The 15,905-nt window shown below is 73.7% G+C and carries 10 protein-coding genes; 8 read left to right on the forward strand and 2 right to left on the reverse strand.

What is annotated here, in order from left to right; all coding sequences use genetic code 11:
- The first annotated feature begins 14 nt into the window (after positions 1 to 14).
- The 4 genes from PVK37_RS18470 to PVK37_RS18485 are packed head-to-tail and all read left to right on the forward strand — an operon-like array spanning position 15 to position 9,851.
- Positions 15 to 959: a TauD/TfdA family dioxygenase gene (locus PVK37_RS18470; protein WP_275028710.1), complete on the forward strand. Its 945-nt coding sequence runs from the start codon at positions 15 to 17 to the stop codon at positions 957 to 959.
- Positions 959 to 1,147 carry an MbtH family protein gene (locus PVK37_RS18475; RefSeq protein ID WP_275028712.1) on the forward strand — a complete coding sequence of 63 codons (189 nt, stop codon included), beginning with the start codon at positions 959 to 961 and terminating at the stop codon, positions 1,145 to 1,147. The genes PVK37_RS18470 and PVK37_RS18475 overlap by 1 nt, the downstream gene beginning before the upstream one ends.
- A complete protein-coding gene (locus PVK37_RS18480; RefSeq protein ID WP_275028714.1) occupies positions 1,144 to 4,323 on the forward strand; it encodes a non-ribosomal peptide synthetase in 3,180 nt (1,059 codons plus the stop codon). Before PVK37_RS18475 ends, PVK37_RS18480 begins: the two co-directional genes overlap by 4 nt.
- The gene (locus tag PVK37_RS18485; RefSeq protein WP_275028715.1) at positions 4,320 to 9,851 is read left to right on the forward strand and encodes a non-ribosomal peptide synthetase/MFS transporter; all 5,532 of its coding nucleotides are present in this window, start codon (positions 4,320 to 4,322) and stop codon (positions 9,849 to 9,851) included. Before PVK37_RS18480 ends, PVK37_RS18485 begins: the two co-directional genes overlap by 4 nt.
- Positions 9,852 to 10,036: 185 nt before the next feature.
- Here the strand turns inward: PVK37_RS18485 and PVK37_RS18490 are convergent, their stop codons facing one another.
- The gene (locus PVK37_RS18490) at positions 10,037 to 10,711 is read right to left on the reverse strand and encodes a GGDEF domain-containing protein (protein WP_275028716.1); all 675 of its coding nucleotides are present in this window, start codon (positions 10,709 to 10,711) and stop codon (positions 10,037 to 10,039) included.
- Between the two features lie 266 nt (positions 10,712 to 10,977).
- Between PVK37_RS18490 and PVK37_RS18495 the strand changes: the two genes are divergently transcribed.
- The 4 genes from PVK37_RS18495 to PVK37_RS18510 all read left to right on the forward strand — a co-directional run bounded on the left by PVK37_RS18495 (position 10,978) and on the right by PVK37_RS18510 (position 14,767).
- A complete protein-coding gene (locus PVK37_RS18495) occupies positions 10,978 to 11,217 on the forward strand; it encodes a DUF397 domain-containing protein (RefSeq protein ID WP_275028718.1) in 240 nt (79 codons plus the stop codon).
- Positions 11,218 to 11,372: 155 nt separating this feature from the next.
- Positions 11,373 to 12,260 (forward strand): helix-turn-helix domain-containing protein, encoded by an 888-nt coding sequence (locus PVK37_RS18500; protein WP_275028719.1) that lies wholly within the window; start codon positions 11,373 to 11,375, stop codon positions 12,258 to 12,260.
- Between the two features lie 111 nt (positions 12,261 to 12,371).
- A complete protein-coding gene (locus tag PVK37_RS18505; protein WP_275028720.1) occupies positions 12,372 to 13,208 on the forward strand; it encodes an SAM-dependent methyltransferase in 837 nt (278 codons plus the stop codon).
- 44 nt (positions 13,209 to 13,252) lie between these two features.
- On the forward strand, positions 13,253 to 14,767 hold the full coding sequence (locus tag PVK37_RS18510) for a protein kinase domain-containing protein (protein WP_275028721.1): 1,515 nt from the start codon (positions 13,253 to 13,255) through the stop codon (positions 14,765 to 14,767).
- Between the two features lie 91 nt (positions 14,768 to 14,858).
- Here the strand turns inward: PVK37_RS18510 and PVK37_RS18515 are convergent, their stop codons facing one another.
- Positions 14,859 to 15,683 (reverse strand): MOSC domain-containing protein, encoded by an 825-nt coding sequence (locus tag PVK37_RS18515; RefSeq protein ID WP_275028722.1) that lies wholly within the window; start codon positions 15,681 to 15,683, stop codon positions 14,859 to 14,861.
- Between the last annotated feature and the right edge of the window lie 222 nt (positions 15,684 to 15,905).

Here is a 15,905-nt window from a genome sequence, read left to right on the forward strand (position 1 = left end):
GGAGACCTGAGCACATGAGCGACACGATCGCCACGTTGCCGGTGCTCGTCGAGAACGACGGCACCGCGCTCACCGAGCTGATCGACCGGCGGCGTACCGAACTGCGCGCCACCCTGGTCGAGCAGGGCGGACTGCTGTTCCGCGGCTTCGACGTCGGCGGGGTCGACGGCTTCGACCGGGTGGTCCGCGCGCTGGCCGGCGAGCCGCTGACCTACACCGAACGGTCCTCGCCCCGGCACGCCATCAAGGGGAAGGTCTACACCTCCACCGACTACCCGGAGGACGAGGAGATCTTCCTGCACAACGAGAACTCGTACCAGGCGCGCTGGCCGCTCACGCTGTTCTTCTACTGCATCACCCCGCCGGACACCCAGGGCGCGACCCCGCTGGCCGACGTGCGCCGGGTGTACGAGCTGATCGACCCGACGGTCCGGGAGGAGTTCGTCCGGCGCGGCTGGCTGCTGATGCGGAACTTCCACGCCGACTTCGGCACCCCGTGGCAGCACGTGTTCAACACCGACGACCGGGCCGAGGTCGAGGCGTACGCGGCGGCGAACCGGATCGAGCTGGAGTGGGTCGGCCGGGACGGGCTGCGGACCCGCTCCCGGCGCGAGGTGGTCCACCACCGGCCCGGCTCGGACACCCCGCGCTGGTTCAACCACGCCACCTTCTTCCACGTCAGCACCCTGGCCAAGGACATCCAGGAGGGGCTGCTGGAACTCTTCGGCCCCGACGGGCTGCCGTCGAACACCTACTACGGTGACGGGGCGGAGATCCCCACCGATGTCATGGACCATCTGCGGGACGCGTATCGTGCCGCCAGCGTCCGTTTCGACTACCAGCGCGACGACGTGCTGGTGGTGGACAACATGACCGCCGCGCACGGTCGGGAGCCGTTCACCGGACCCCGCAAGATCGCTGTCGCCATGGCCGAACCGCACACCCCTGGAGAGAACTGATGTCCGAGCCGCGTTTCCTGGTCGTCCGCAACGACGAGGAGCAGTACTCGATCTGGTCGGCCGACCGGGAGCTCCCCGCGGGCTGGCAGGACACCGGGTTCGCCGGCACCCGCGAGGAGTGCCTGGCCCACATCGACACCGTCTGGACGGACATGCGTCCCCGCTCGGTGCGTGAGGCGCTGGCGTGACCACGAAGGAGTGGACCTTCCCGGCGTCGTACGCGCAGGAGCGGGTCTGGATCGCCAACCAGCTCGACGCCGGCTCCCCGGTCTACAACGTCTCGCTACTGTGGACCTTCCCGGCGGGACTCACCCCCGAGCAGGCCAGCGCGGTGTTCGGCGCGGTGGTGGCCCGGCACGAGGCGCTCCGTACCCACCTGCGGGTCGACGACGGGACGCTGACCCAGGTGGTCCGGGCCGCCGGGCCGGTCGACCTCGAGGTCATCGACCTGCGTGACCTGCCCGGGGACCGGCAGCGGCCCCGCTTCGACGAGCTGCTCGCCGAGCTGGCCCGCACCCCGATCCCGCTGGACGCCCCGCCACTGTGGCGGGCCCGGCTGGTCCGGATGGCCGACGACCGGGTGGTGCTGCAGGGCGTGGTGCACCACGTGGTCTTCGACAGCCGGTCCGCGGTGATCCTCACCGAGGAACTGGCGGCGTGGTCGCGCGCCGCCCTCGGCGGCACCTCCGTCGACCTGCCCGAACTGCCCATCCAGTACGCCGACTTCGCGGTCTGGCAGCGCCAGCAGCTCGTCGGGGCGGAACTGGACCGGCAGCTCGCCTTCTGGCGGGACCGGCTGGCCGACGCGCCGGCCGCCACCACCCTGCCGCTGGACCGGCCCCGCCCGGCCGAGCTGGGCTACGCCGGCGACGAGGTGCACTTCACGCTGCCCGACGGGCTGCTGGACCGGGTCGGGCAGCTCGCCGCCGGGTCGACCGCCACCCCGTACATGGTGCTGCTGGCCGGGTTCACCGCCCTGCTGCACCGGATCTCCGGCGACGCCGACCTGGTGGTCGGGGTCTCCACCGCCGGCCGGGACAACCCCGAGCTGGCCGGGCTGATCGGCATGTTCGTCAACCCGGTGGCGCTGCGCTGCGACCTGACCGGCGACCCGACCTTCACCGAGCTGGTCGCCCGCACCCGGGACGCCCTGGTCGACGCGCTGGAACACGGCGACACCCCGTTCCAGACGATCGTCGAGGCCATCGCGCCGCAGCGGGACCCGTCGGTGCAGCCGGTCTTCCAGACCGCGTTCAACTTCATCCCGGACTCCGGTCTGGATCCGGTCGCCCTCGGCACCACCAAGGACGACCTGGCCTTCGACATCACCACCACGACCAGCCGGCTGCTCTACCGGACCGCCCTGTTCGACCGGGCCACCGCCGAGACGGTCGCCGCCCGGTACGTCCGGCTGCTCTCCGCCGCCGTGGCCGACCCGGACACCCGGGTGTCCGCGCTGCCGGTGCTGGACGACGCCGAACGCGAGCGGGTGCTGGACACCTGGAACGACACCGCCCGGGACGTACCGGAGTCCACCCTGGTCGCGGTGCTCGAACGGCAGGTGGCGGCCACCCCGGACGCCACCGCGCTGGTCGCCGACGGGGTGTCCCTCACGTACGCCGAGCTGAACGGCCGGGCCAACCGGCTGGCCCGGACGCTGGTGGGCCGGGGGATCGGTCCGGGGAAGCTGGTCGCCCTGGCCCTGCCCCGCTCGGCCGACCTGCTGGTGGCGATCCTCGCGGTGCTCAAGTCCGGTGCCGCGTACCTGCCGGTCGACACCGGCTACCCGGCCGGCCGGATCGCGTACCTGCTCGCCGACGCCGAACCGGCGCTGGTGCTGACCACCCCGGACACCGCCGCACTGGTCCCGGCGGACGCGCTGGTCCTCGACGCGGCCCTGACCGGGGACGGTCCCGGGGATACGGCGGGCCTGACCAGGGACGGCGGGACCGCCGACCCGGCCGGGGCGACCGCCGACCTGACCGACGCCGAGCGGACCGTCCCGCTGCGGCCGGACCACCCGGCGTACGTGCTCTACACCTCCGGTTCCACCGGCCGCCCCAAGGGCGTGGTGGTGGAGCACCGGGCGGTGCACGCCTACCTGGCCTGGGCCCGGGACACCTACCCGGGGCTGGCCGGCACCGCGCTGCTGCACTCGCCGGTCTCGTTCGACCTGACCGTCACCGGCCTGCTCGGCCCGCTCACCGCCGGCGGCACGGTCCGGCTGGCCGGCATCGACGAGGCCGCCGCCCGCGCGGGCGGACCGCCGGCCTTCCTCAAGGTCACCCCGAGCCACCTGCCGCTGCTCGACGCCACCCTGTCGCCCACCGCCGACCTGGTGATCGGCGGCGAGGCGCTCACCGGGGAACAGCTCGCCGGCTGGCGGGCCGCCCACCCGGACGCGGCCGTGGTCAACGAGTACGGCCCGACCGAGGCCACCGTGGGTTGCGTGGCCGCCCGGATCGCCCCCGGCGAGCCGGTGCCGGCCGGCCCGGTGCCGATCGGCCGACCCACCTGGAACATGCGGGCGTACCTGCTCGACGCCCAGCTCAACCCGGTGCCGCCGGGCGTGGCCGGTGAGCTGTACGTCGCCGGGACGCAACTGGCCCGGGGCTACCTGCGCCGGCCCGCGCTGACCGCCGAACGGTTCCTGCCCTGCCCGTACGGTGCGCCGGGGGAGCGGATGTACCACACCGGTGACCTGGCCCGCTGGCGCGCCGACGGGACCCTGGAGTACCTGGGCCGCCGCGACCAGCAGGTGAAGGTGCGCGGCATGCGCATCGAGCTGGGGGAGATCGAGTCCACCCTGCTCGCCCACCCGGGCGTCCGGGAGGCGGTGGTGGTGGTCCGCACCGACACCGGCGAGCCGAACCTGGTCGGGTACCTGGTCGGCACCGCCGACCCGACGGAGGTGACCGCCGAGGCGGCCCGCCAGCTGCCCACGCACCTGGTGCCGACCGCCCTGGTCACCCTGGACGCGTTGCCGCTGACCCCGAACGGCAAGCTGGACCGGGCCGCGCTGCCCGCCCCCGCCACGTCGGACGACACCCCGTCCTACGTGGCCCCGCGCACCGACGCCGAGTCGCTGGTGGCGGAGGTCTTCGGCGACATCCTCGGGGTGGAGAAGGTCGGCGCGTTCGACGACTTCTTCGCCCTCGGCGGCAACTCGCTGCGCGGCATGCGGGCGATGTCCCGGATCCGCGCCGAGGTCGACGTGGACCTGCCGATGCGCGCCCTGTTCAGCGCCCCGGTGGTCGCCGACCTGGCCACCCAGATCGAGGCGCTCATCGCCGCCGAGGTCGACGAACTCTCCGAAGCCGAGGTCGCCGCGCTGCTCGCGGCGGAAAAGGGAACATCCGAATGACGGACCTGAAGGACGCCGCGACCCGCGACGCCGCCCGCCAGGCGCTGATCGCGCAACGGCTCCGCAAGCGCCGCGCCACCCCGGCGGCCGGGATCACCCCCCGGCCGCCGGGGGCCACGGTGCCCCTGTCGTACGCCCAGGAGCGGGTCTGGTTCATGGACCAGATCGCCCCCGGCGAGGCCGCGTACCACATCGCCGTGCCGCTGCGGGTACGCGGCCCGCTCGACGTGACCGCGCTGCGGGCCGCGTTGGGCGCGCTCACCGACCGGCACGAGTCGCTGCGGACCCGGTTCCCGGCCGACGCCGACGGCCGACCGACCGTGCTGGTCGCCGAGCACGTCGAGGTGCCGCTGACCGTCGTGGACGCGGCCGACGAGGCCGCCGCGCAGGCGATCGTGGACCGGGCCGCCGTCGAGCCGTTCGACCTGGCGGCCGGTCCGCTACTGCGGGCCACCCTGATCCGGCTGGCCGACGACGACCATGTGCTGTTCCTCGGCAAGCACCACATCGTCGGCGACGGCTGGTCGGTGGACGTGCTGCTGCGCGACCTGATCACCCTGTACCGGGGCGGCGAGCTGCCCACCCTGCCCATCCAGTACGGCGACTTCGCCCGCTGGGAGGCCGAGCGGCTGGACGGCCCGCAGGCCCGCGGCCACCTGGACTACTGGACCGCCCGGCTGGCCGGCATCACCCCGCTGGAACTGCCGGCGGACCTGCCCCGGCCGGCCACCCAGACCTACCACGGCGACTTCGTCGAGTTCACCGTGGACCGGGCCACCACCGACGCGCTGAACGCGCTCACCCGGGACGCCGGCGGCACCCTGTTCATGACGCTGCTCGCCGCGTACCAGGTGTTCCTGGGCCGGCACGCCGGTCAGGACGACTTCGCCGTCGGCGCGTCGGTGGCCGGCCGGTCCGCGCCGGAGCTGGAGAACCTGGTCGGCATGTTCATCAACATGCTGCCGATGCGGGCCGACCTGGCCGGCGACCCCACCTTCACCGAGCTGCTGGCGCGCACCCGGCGCGGCGTGCTGGACGGTTTCGAGCACGCCGAGGTGCCGTTCGCCCGGGTGGTGCAGGAGCTGAACCTGCCCCGCGACGTCAGCCGCTCCCCGGTCTTCCAGTCGATGTTCGTGCTCCAGAACTACGAGATGGGCCGGTTCCGGTCCACCACCGACGGGGCAGCCGCCGCCGGCACCGCCGCCGAGGTCGACTTCGCCTGGCAGCCGATGGAGCTGCGGGCCACCCGGTTCGACTTCGAACTGCACGTGGTGGAGGTCGGCTCCGGGCTGTGGGGGAAGCTGGTCTTCAACACCGACCTGTTCACCCGGGCCACCGTCGAACGGATGGCCGAGCGGTTCACCACCCTGCTCCGCTCGGTGGTCGCCGCCCCGACCAGCCGGGTCTCCGCCCTGGACCTGACCACCCCGGCCGAGCGGGCGCTGCTGGCCGGCTGGAACACCACCGCCGCCGACTTCCCGGCCACCGCCACCCTGCACGGGCTGGTCGAGGCGCAGGTGGCCCGGACCCCGGACGCCCCGGCGGTCACCTTCGACGGCCGCACCTGGACGTACGCGGAGCTGAACGCGGCGGCCAACCGGATCGCGCACCGGCTGCGGGCCGCCGGTGTCGGCCCGGAGACCCTGGTCGGGGTGTGCGCGGAACGGTCCTTCGAGCTGGTCGCCGGCCTGCTCGGCGTGGTCAAGGCCGGCGGGGCGTACCTGCCCCTCGACCCGGAGTACCCGGCCGACCGGCTGGCCTTCATGGTCACCGACGCGGACGCGCCGGTGGTGCTGGTCCAACAGCACCTGCGGGACGTGCTGCCGGAGACCTCGGCGACCGTGCTCGCCCTGGACGACCCGGCCGGCTGGGCAGACCAGCCCACCGACGACCCGACGCCCACCGCCGGCCCGACCAACCTGGCGTACGTCATCTACACGTCCGGCTCCACCGGCCGTCCGAAGGGCGTGCCGAACACCCACCGGGGCATCGTCAACCGGCTCGACTGGATGCAGCGGACGTACCGCCTCGGCGGCGACGACGCGGTGCTGCAGAAGACCCCGGCCAGCTTCGACGTGTCGGTGTGGGAGTTCTTCTGGCCGTTGCAGACCGGTGCGCGGCTGGTGCTGGCCAAGCCGGGCGGGCACAAGGACGCCGGCTACCTGCGGGACCTGCTGGTCACCGAGCGGGTCAGCACCGCCCACTTCGTCCCGTCCATGCTGACCGTGTTCCTCGCCGAGGACGGCGTCGAGACGGCCACCGCGCTGCGCCGGGTGATCTGCTCCGGCGAGGAGCTGCCGCTGGCGGCGGCGGTCGAGTTCACCACCCGGCTGCCCTGGTGCGGCCTGCACAACCTGTACGGCCCCACCGAGGCGGCCATCGACGTCAGCGCCTGGGAGTGCGAGCCGGCCGCGCTGGCCGGCCTGACCAGCGTGCCGATCGGCGGGCCGATCGCCAACCTGCGGCTGCACGTGCTCGACCCGGCCGGCGACGAGTGCCCGGTCGGGGTGGCCGGTGAGCTGCACCTGGGCGGGGTCGGGTTGGCCCGCGGCTACCACCGCCGGCCCGCGCTGACCGCCGAGAAGTTCGTGCCGGACCCGTTCTCCGGCGAACCCGGGGCCCGGCTGTACCGCACCGGCGACCTGGCCCGCTGGCGGGTCCAGCCGGACGGCAGCGGCGTGGTCGAGTTCCTCGGCCGGATCGACCATCAGGTGAAGCTGCGCGGCCTGCGGATCGAGCTGGGCGAGATCGAGAGCGCGCTGCGCGACCAGCCCGGGGTGGCCGAGGCGGCGGTGGTCGTCCGCGAGGACACCCCCGGCGACAAGCGGCTGGTCGGGTACCTGGTCGGGACGGCCGAGCCGGCGGCGCTGAAGGCGGCGCTCAAGGACCGGCTGCCCGAGTACATGGTGCCGAACGCCTTCGTCACCCTGGACGCCCTGCCGCTGAGCCCGAACGGCAAGCTCGACCGGAAGGCGCTGCCCGCCCCGGTGGTGACCCGGGAGGCGTCGGTGGCCCTGGTGGAGCCGCGCGACGACACCGAACGGCTGCTCGCCACCATCTGGTCGGAGGTGCTCGGCGTGCCCACGCTCGGCATCGACGACGACTTCTTCGACCTGGGCGGGCACTCCATGCTCGCCACCCAGGTCGTCGCGAAGATCCGCAAGGCGGACCTGGACACCCGTCCGGTCGGCGTGATGGACCTGTTCCAGCAGCGCACCATCCGGGACCTGGCCGCGTTCATGGCCGGCGGCGCGGACGCCGACGGCCCGCGCCGGCTGCTCTACGAGCTGACCAAGCCCGTCCCGGCCGGCCGGCGCACCCTCACCTACGTGTGCGTGCCGTACGGCGGCGGCAGCGCCATCGTCTACCAGCCGCTGGCCGACGCGCTGCCCGCCGGGCACGCGCTGTGGTCGCTGGCCATCCCCGGCCACGACGTCGGACTCGACGAGGCGGCGTTGCCCTTCGACGAGCTGACCACCCGGGTCACCGAGGAGATCCTGGAACGGATCGAGGGACCGGTCGCCCTGTACGGGCACTGCGGCGTCGGCAGCGCCATCGCCGCCGACGTGGCCCGCAAGGTCGAGGCGGCCGGCCGGGACCTGGACGCCCTCTACATCGGGGCGATGTTCCCGTTCGCCCGCCCCAAGGGCCCCCTCGCGGCGCTGCGGACCCGGCTGGAGAAACTGCGCAGCAACCGGCACTACGCGAGCTGGCTCAAGTCGATGGGCGTGGACACCGACGAGCTGGAGCCGGAGCAGGCCGACCGGATCCTGAGCAACATGCGGGCCGACTCCCGCGCCTCCGAGGAGTACTTCACCGGGCTGCTGGACCGGCAGGCGGTCAAGCTGCGCGCCCCGATCGTCTCGGTGGTCGGCTCGGAGGACCCGGTCACCGACTACTACACCGAGCGGTACGCCGAGTGGCAGTTCCTCAGCGACACCGTCGGCCTGGTGGTGCTGGACCAGGCCGGGCACTTCTTCCTGAAGTACCGGGCCGACGAGCTGGCCGAGGTGGTCACCTCGACGCACCGGGCGATGGCCGCCGGGGACACCCGGGCCCTGGAGCCGGCCGCGAAGGGCGAGGACGCCGCCTGGACGCTGCGTGACTGGCAGCGCGTCGGCGTCGACGACCGGCCGGCGAAGGACGTGGTCAAGCCGAGCATGGCCCGGTTCCTGGCGATCACCGTCGGGCAGCTGGTCTCCACCACCGGCTCGGCGTTGACCGCGTTCGCCCTGCCGATCTGGTTGTTCACCCAGACCGGGTCGGTGGCGAACCTCGGCCTGCTGTGGGCGCTCGCGCTGATCTGCGGCGTGCTGATGCTCCCGGTGGCCGGCGCGATCACCGACCGGGTCAGCCGCCGGAAGATCATGATGATCGCCAGTTCCTCGGCGGGCAGCATCCAGCTCGTCCTGGCCGCCCTGCTGTGGACCGGGAACCTGGCCCTGTGGCACATCTACCTGCTGGTGGCGTTGAGCCAGGTGGCGGCGTCGTTCCAGCGCATCGCGTACCAGTCGTCGGTGCCGCAGCTGGTGCCCAAGCGCTACCTGGGTCACGCGATGGGCATCGCGCAGCTCTCCAACGGTTTCGCCCTGCTGATGATGCCGGTGTTCGCCGCCGGTCTGCTCGCCGCGATCGAACTCAAGGGCATCCTGCTGATCGACGTGGCCAGCTACGTGGTGGCGGTGGCCACCCTCGCGGTGATCCGCTTCCCGGACCTGCTGGGCTGGCGGCCCCGGGAGCGGCTGCTGGTGGCGATCGCCAACGGCCTGCGTTACTCGTGGCACCACAGGGGTTTCCGGCTGATGCTCGGCTACTTCGCGCTGGGCAACATCTTCCTGGCCCCGGCGCTGGTGCTGACCACCCCGCTGGTGCTGTCGTTCGCCACCGCCACCGAGGTCGCCCAGGTGGCCCTGGCCGAGGCGTGCGGCGCGGTCGCCGGTGGGGTGCTCATGGCACTGTGGGGCGGCCCCCGGCACCGCCGGATGATCGGCGTGCTGGTCGGCAACCTCGGCACCGCCGTCGGCTGCGTGATCATCGGGATGGACGCGTCGGTGGTGGTGATCGCGGCCGGGGCGTTCTGGCTGGCCATGTCGATGACCACCGCGCAGAGCATCTACGCCACGATCGTGCAGGTGAAGGTGCCGCAGCGGTACCACGGTCGGGTGTTCAGCCTGAACCAGACCATCTCCTGGTCGACGCTGCCGATCGGGTTCGCCCTGCTCGCCCCGGCGGCCACCGCTCTGTTCGAGCCGATGCTCGCCCCGGGCGGGGCCCTCGCCGGTTCGGTGGGCGCGGTGATCGGCACCGGCGAGGGCCGGGGCATCGGCTTCGCGTACGTGGTCTTCGGCGCGATGCTGGTGCTGGTGACCCTCGGCGGCTTCGCGATCCGGCTGCTGCGCCGCTTCGACCTGGAGGTCGAGGACTCCCTGCCGGACGACCTGATCGGCGCGCAGGAGCGGGAACGCCGGCTGGCCGAGCGGGCCGCCCGGCAGGCGGAGCAGGATCAGCGGGTGGCCGTCCCGGTGTGACCGTGTGGTTTTCCCCGGACCCCCGGCGCGGTCGCCCCGCGCCGGGGGTCCGCGCCGTCCAGGGTGGTCGGTCCGGCGGGCGGGATGCCGGCCCGGCGGTGGTCGGGCCACGTGGGCGGGTGCCGGTTCTGCCGTGGCGCGGGACGCCGCACCGCCGGCTCTGCCGTGGTGGCGGCGGGGACGCCTCAGCGGTGGGCGGTCAACGAGTCGCCGTGGTGGTTGGTGTCGACGAGCTGCCGGGCCGGACGGGTCGGTCGCGGCGCGCCGATGCTCTTGGCCCGGTACATGGCCGCGTCGGCGCGGCAGAGCGCGTCGGAGAGCTGCGCCGGGCCGCGTACCGGGGCCAACCCGACCGAGGCGGTAACCCGCAGGTTCACCGCGCCGTGCTGGATCGGGACGGCCAGCGCGTCGCTGAGCCGGCGCGCGGCGTGCTCCATCCACCGGTGGTCGACGGTGGGACTGGCCAGCAGGCCGGCGAACTCGTCACCACCGAGCCGGGCCACCAGGTTGTCCCCGGCGAACGCGGCGAAGCGCTCGGCGACGCTGATCAGCACCTGGTCCCCGGCGGCGTGCCCGTACCGGTCGTTGACCTGCTTGAAGTCGTCCAGGTCGAGCACCACCGCGATCAGCGGCTGCCCGGCCGAGTCGGTCAGCAGGGTGGCGGCGAGCCGGTAGAAGGCCCGGCGGTTCGGCAGCCCGGTGAGCGGGTCGTGGCTGGCGGCGTGTCGTTCGGCGGTCAGCTCGGCCTGGAGCAGGTCGATCCGCGCCTCGGCCCGGACCGCGCGCTGACGGAATCCGAAGCCGGCGGCGACCGCTCCGGCGGCGCAGATGCCGGACACGATGGTGAACGGATCTGGCACCGGCGTCCCCCGTCATCGCGTCCGCGGGTGCGCCACGCAGCCGCCCGGCACAGCCGCGCCGGACCCTGTTTCCCCTGGTCGCACCCCAGGTTGGGTCACTCAAAGTGAACGGTTCGGTACCGTCCACACTGCGTTATCATGCTCCCTGTCCAATGCAGATGCAATAGCAGATGCACGTGCATCTGCCTCCGAGTTGATATTCGCGCACCCTTCGTCGTCGCGCCGCCGCGAGCGGTAGCGGTCGGCCCCCTAACGAAAGACGCCCCATGCAGCAGCCACCGAACGGCGTTTCCACCAGTGCCCTGCCCCCGCTGAAGTGGCAGAAGAGCCGCCGGAGCAATCCCAGCGGCAACTGTGTCGAGCTGGCCGAGTTGCCCGGCGGGGCCGGCATCGCCATGCGGAACTCCCGCCACCCCGAGGGGCCCGCGTTGATCTACACCGCCGACGAGATCGCCGCGTTCGTGCTCGGCGCCCGGGACGGGGACTTCGACCACCTGATCACCTGAGCCCGCCCCGGCCGCGTCGAGAAGCGGAAGTGGACGACGGTGTCCCCGCATGGGTGCCACCGGCCGACTACGCCTGACTCTGGGTTCATGGCATGCTTACACGTCAGCCGGTCGGGGGGCGTCCGGCTGGGGAGCGGGCAAGCGGAGGTCGCCACGTGACGACGGTTCCAGCCGAGGGTGGTCCGACGACCGGGCCGACCGTGCTGCGCATGCTGCTCGGTGCCCAGCTCCGCCGGCTGCGCGAGCACAGCGGGGTCACCCGGGAGGGTGCCGGCTGGGAGATCCGCGCCTCCGAATCCAAGATCAGCCGGATGGAGCTGGGTCGGGTCGGCTTCAAGGAACGGGACGTCTCCGACCTGCTCACCCTCTACGGCGTCACCGAGCCCGCCGAACGCGAGGCGCTGCTGAAGCTGGCCCGGGACGCCAACAACCCCGGCTGGTGGCACCGGTACGGTGACGTGCTGCCGGCCTGGTTCCAGTCGTACCTCGGCCTGGAGGCCGCCGCCGCGCTCATCCGCAGTTACGAGGTCCAGTTCGTGCCGGGCCTGCTCCAGACCCGCGAGTACGCCCGCGCGGTGGTCATGCTGGGGCACGGCGCGGCCGGCCCGGCGGAGATAGACCGCCGGGTGGGCCTGCGGATCGAGCGCCAGCAGATCCTCCGCCGGCCGGACGCGCCGCTGCTGTGGGCGGTGGTCGACGAGGCCGCGCTGCGCCGCCCGATCGGCGGCCCGCAGGTGATGCGCGGCCAGGTGCACGCGCTCATCGAGGCGACCAAGGTGCCGAACATCCGGTTGCAGGTCGTCCCGTTCGACGCCGGTGGGCACGCCGCCGCCGGCGGGGCCTTCAGCATCCTGCGCTTCGGTGACCAGGACCTGCCCGACATCGTCTACATCGAACAGCTGACCAGCGCGCTCTACCTCGACAAACGGGACGACGTCGACCACTACGCCGCCGCGATGGAGCGGCTCTGCGTCGAGGCCGAGCCGCCGGAGCGGACCCAGGAGATCCTCACCCGGATCCTGGCCGACCTGCACCGCGCCTGACCGGCCCGGCGACCGGGGACCCCCGCCCGCCGCGCACTACGATGACCCCCGGCGGCCGACCACAGTGGACGACCGTCCCCGGCCAGGCCGGCGCATTCTCTGGAGGCAGTCTTGACCAGCGGGTTCCCGGGCCCCAGCAACCCCAGCGCCCGGATCGACACCTCGGTGGCCCACCCCGCCCGCCGGTACAACTACTGGCTCGGCGGCAAGGACAACTTCCAGGCCGACCGGGACTCCGGTGACGCGTGGGCGGCCCAGTTCCCCACCATCCGGGTCAGCGCCCGGGAGAACCGCCGGTTCCTCCGGCGGGCGGTCACCCACCTGGCCCGGGACGCCGGCATCCGGCAGTTCCTCGACATCGGTACCGGCATCCCCACCGCCGACAACACCCACCAGGTCGCCCAGTCGATCGCGCCCGAGGCGCGGGTGGTCTACGTCGACAACGACCCCATCGTGCTGGCCCACGCGCGGGCCCTGCTGACCAGCAGTCCCGAGGGGGCCACCGCCTACCTCGACGCCGACCTGCGGGACCCGCAGCGCATCCTCGACCACCCCGACCTGCGCCGGACCCTCGACCTGACCCGCCCGGTCGGGTTGATGCTGGTGGCGATCCTGCACTTCGTCCCCGACGACGACGACCCGTACGGCGTGGTGGCCCGGCTGCTGGACGCGCTGCCCGCCGGCAGTCACCTGGTGGTGTCGCACGCCACCGGCGACCACCTGCCGGTGCCGCTGCCGCCCCGGCCCGCCGGGAAGAGCCACGACGGCGACCCGAACGGGCTGGTCGTGCTGCGTAGCCGGGACGAGTTCACCCGCTTCTTCACCGGTCTGGAACTGGTCGCCCCGGGCGTCCGGTCGGTGGCGCAGTGGCGGGCCGAGCAGGAACCGCAGCCCCGCCCGACCGCCGCCGAGGTCAGCATGTACGCCGCGGTGGGCCGCAAGGTCTGACACGGTTGGCGGGCCGGGGCGGCGACCGGGCAGACTGGGACACCATGTCGCCGTTCACGCCCGCCCTCCGGCTGCACGACCGGTTCGTCCTGCGCGAACGCATCGGGCGCGGTGGGATGTCCGAGGTGTGGCGGGCCGACGACGAGGTGCTGCACCGCCCGGTCGCGGTGAAGGCGCTCGCCGGCCAGTTCGCCACCGACCCCGAGCTGCGCGCCACCATCCAACGCGAGGCCCGCGCGGCGGCCCGGCTCACCCATCCGCACGTCACCCAGGTGTACGACTACGGCGAGGCCACCCTGCCCGGCGGGATGGTGGTGCCGTACCTGGTGATGGAACTGGTCGCGGGGGAGAACCTCGCCGACCGGCTGACCCGGGGGCCGCTCGCCTGGCCGGACGCCGTCCGGTCCGGCGGGCAGATCGCCGCCGCGCTCGCCGCCGCGCACCGCATCGGGGTGGTGCACCGGGACGTCAAACCGGGCAACGTGCTGCTCACCGACACCGGCGCGAAGGTGCTCGACTTCGGCATCGCCGCGCTGGCCGGCCCGCCCCGGCGGAGCACCGAAGGCAGCAGCCGGGAACCGTTGATGGGTACGCCCGCCTACCTGGCCCCGGAACGGTTCGGTGCCGGCCCGCCCGACCCGGCCAGCGACGTCTACGCCCTCGGCGCGGTGCTCTACCGGATGATCACCGGCCGGGCGCCGTTGCCGGTGCACAGTTGGCAGGACGCACTGGCCGTGCACGTCCGGGGTACCCCGGTGCCACCGATGGGGGTACCCGAGCTGCCCGCCGACGTCGAGCGGCTGGTACTGGCCTGTCTGGCCGCCGACCCGACCGGCCGGCCCACCGCCGCCGAGGTCGCCGCCCGGCTGGGCGCGGGCGCCCCCGAGCATCCACCCACCACGGTCCTGCCGGTCCTGTCGCGCGCCGACCACCCACCCACCCTCGTGGACCGGTCCATCCGGGGTGGGCCGCCCGCCCCGGAACGGCCGGATCGGATCGTCGCCGACCGACCCGACCCGTGGACACCGACCGCCGGTGCGTCCGTCCGGCCCTCGTCCGTCGGGCCGGCGTCGCGCCGGTCGAACCGTACCGTGGGCGTACTGGTCGCGGTGGGGGTGGCGCTGCTCGTCGGTCTGGTCGGGGTGATCGCCCTCGGTGGGTCATCCGACGAACCGGCCGCCGGGCCGGCCACCGCGTCCGCGGGCCCGCCGGCCACGCCGGCCCAGCTCCCGCCGACCACCCGCCCCGCGCCGGCCGCCACCCGAACCCCACCGACCACCCTGCGCGACCTGGCCGACGAGGTCGAGTCGGTGATCAGCCAGGCCGAGCGGCGGGGCACCCTCGACGGGAAGGCCGCCCAGCGGCTCCGCGAGGAACTCGCCAAACTGGAGTCGGGCAAGCCGAAGGACCGGGCCAAGCGGCTCCGGGAGCTACGCAAGCGCCTCGACGAGGCGGTCGAGGACGAGCAGATCGACGAGACCGCCGGCACCCGCCTGCTGACCATGCTGGACCGGTTCCCCGGCGGCCGGGCCGAGGACGAGCCGGACGACGAGGACTGACCGGCCCGCCGCACGGCCACGCCGCCCGACCCGGCCGCACGGTCACGCCGCTGTGCCGCTGCACCGCCGAGCGCCGAGCCGGCCGCCCGGGTCAGCTCACCTCGACGGGGTCGCCGACGCGGACCGTGCCGGGCCGGACGACCTGGGCGTACACGCCGACGCAGGGGAGGGGACCGAGCTGCGGCACCGGCACCTGCCGGTTCAACCTGGCCGGTACCCGCAGCGCGCCGGGGTCGCCGGGCAGGCTGCCGTGGGCCAGGGTCGGCACCGCGCAGCGCGGCGTCGGCACCAGCACCCGCAGCACCACCTCACGGCCGATCCGGACGTCCCGTCCGATCCAGTCGTTCTCCACGAACCCGGCGTCCGTTCCGGTCCGGACCACCAGGTTCGGCCGGTACCGCACCGCGTCGACGGTCCGTCCCGGGGTGGCGGCGGCGATGCGCTCCAGGGTGGCGGTGGTGAGCAGGTGTACCGGGGCGAAGTCCACGAAGGACACCGGGTCGGCCCCACCGCCGAGCGGGGTCCGGTCGACCGTCACGTCGGCGGTGATCCCGGCCGCCAGCACCTCGTCGGGCCGGGCCCGGTCCAGGGTCGCGCCCGGCGGTACGGTGGCGGTCAACGTCACCGGGGCACCGAGCACCTCGCTGAGCACCTCGTCCACGTCGTCGGTGCCGGCGAGCTCCCGACCGTCGGGCAGCGTGATCCGGACCGGGCCGGGCGCGGCGCCCGAGGCGCGCAGGGCCAGCATCGTCCGCCACCGTCGGGGATTCTTCGCGCTGACCACCCGGCCGGTGGCCCGGTCCAGCAGCGCCAGGCGGCGGTCGCCCGCGAGCCCGGCCGGGGTGACCGTCGCCTCCGGGAGCAGCTCACCGAGCATCGACTTCACCGGGTACCGCCGGATGCTCTCGATGTTCATCTGTCCCCTTCGGCCGTCCCGGCGCGACACCATCTGCACACCGTGTCGGGACCGTAACGTACCGGTCGATTCCGACACCGGTTCCCGACCCCCGGGGACGGGCACGGCGGCGCGATGCCGGCGGTGTCCGGTCCGGGGTCGGGTGTCCGGTTTCCGGAGCGGGTGATCCGTTGACGGCGGCGACCCCGGCCGGGCGGGGTGGAATGTGGGCCGGGGGTGGGT

The sequence above is a fragment of the Micromonospora cathayae genome, from assembly GCF_028993575.1.
GTDB classification, from domain to species: Bacteria; Actinomycetota; Actinomycetes; order Mycobacteriales; family Micromonosporaceae; genus Micromonospora; species Micromonospora cathayae.

What these genes read in the sequence shown, in the direction of transcription:
- PVK37_RS18515 (WP_275028722.1), bottom strand. Translation starts at nt 15,683, where the DNA reads ATGAACATCGAGAGCATCCGGCGGTACCCGGTGAAGTCGATGCTCGGT.
- PVK37_RS18475 (WP_275028712.1), top strand. Translation starts at nt 959, where the DNA reads ATGTCCGAGCCGCGTTTCCTGGTCGTCCGCAACGACGAGGAGCAGTAC.
- PVK37_RS18485 (WP_275028715.1), top strand. Translation starts at nt 4,320, where the DNA reads ATGACGGACCTGAAGGACGCCGCGACCCGCGACGCCGCCCGCCAGGCG.
- PVK37_RS18495 (WP_275028718.1), top strand. Translation starts at nt 10,978, where the DNA reads ATGCAGCAGCCACCGAACGGCGTTTCCACCAGTGCCCTGCCCCCGCTG.
- PVK37_RS18510 (WP_275028721.1), top strand. Translation starts at nt 13,253, where the DNA reads ATGTCGCCGTTCACGCCCGCCCTCCGGCTGCACGACCGGTTCGTCCTG.
- PVK37_RS18470 (WP_275028710.1), top strand. Translation starts at nt 15, where the DNA reads ATGAGCGACACGATCGCCACGTTGCCGGTGCTCGTCGAGAACGACGGC.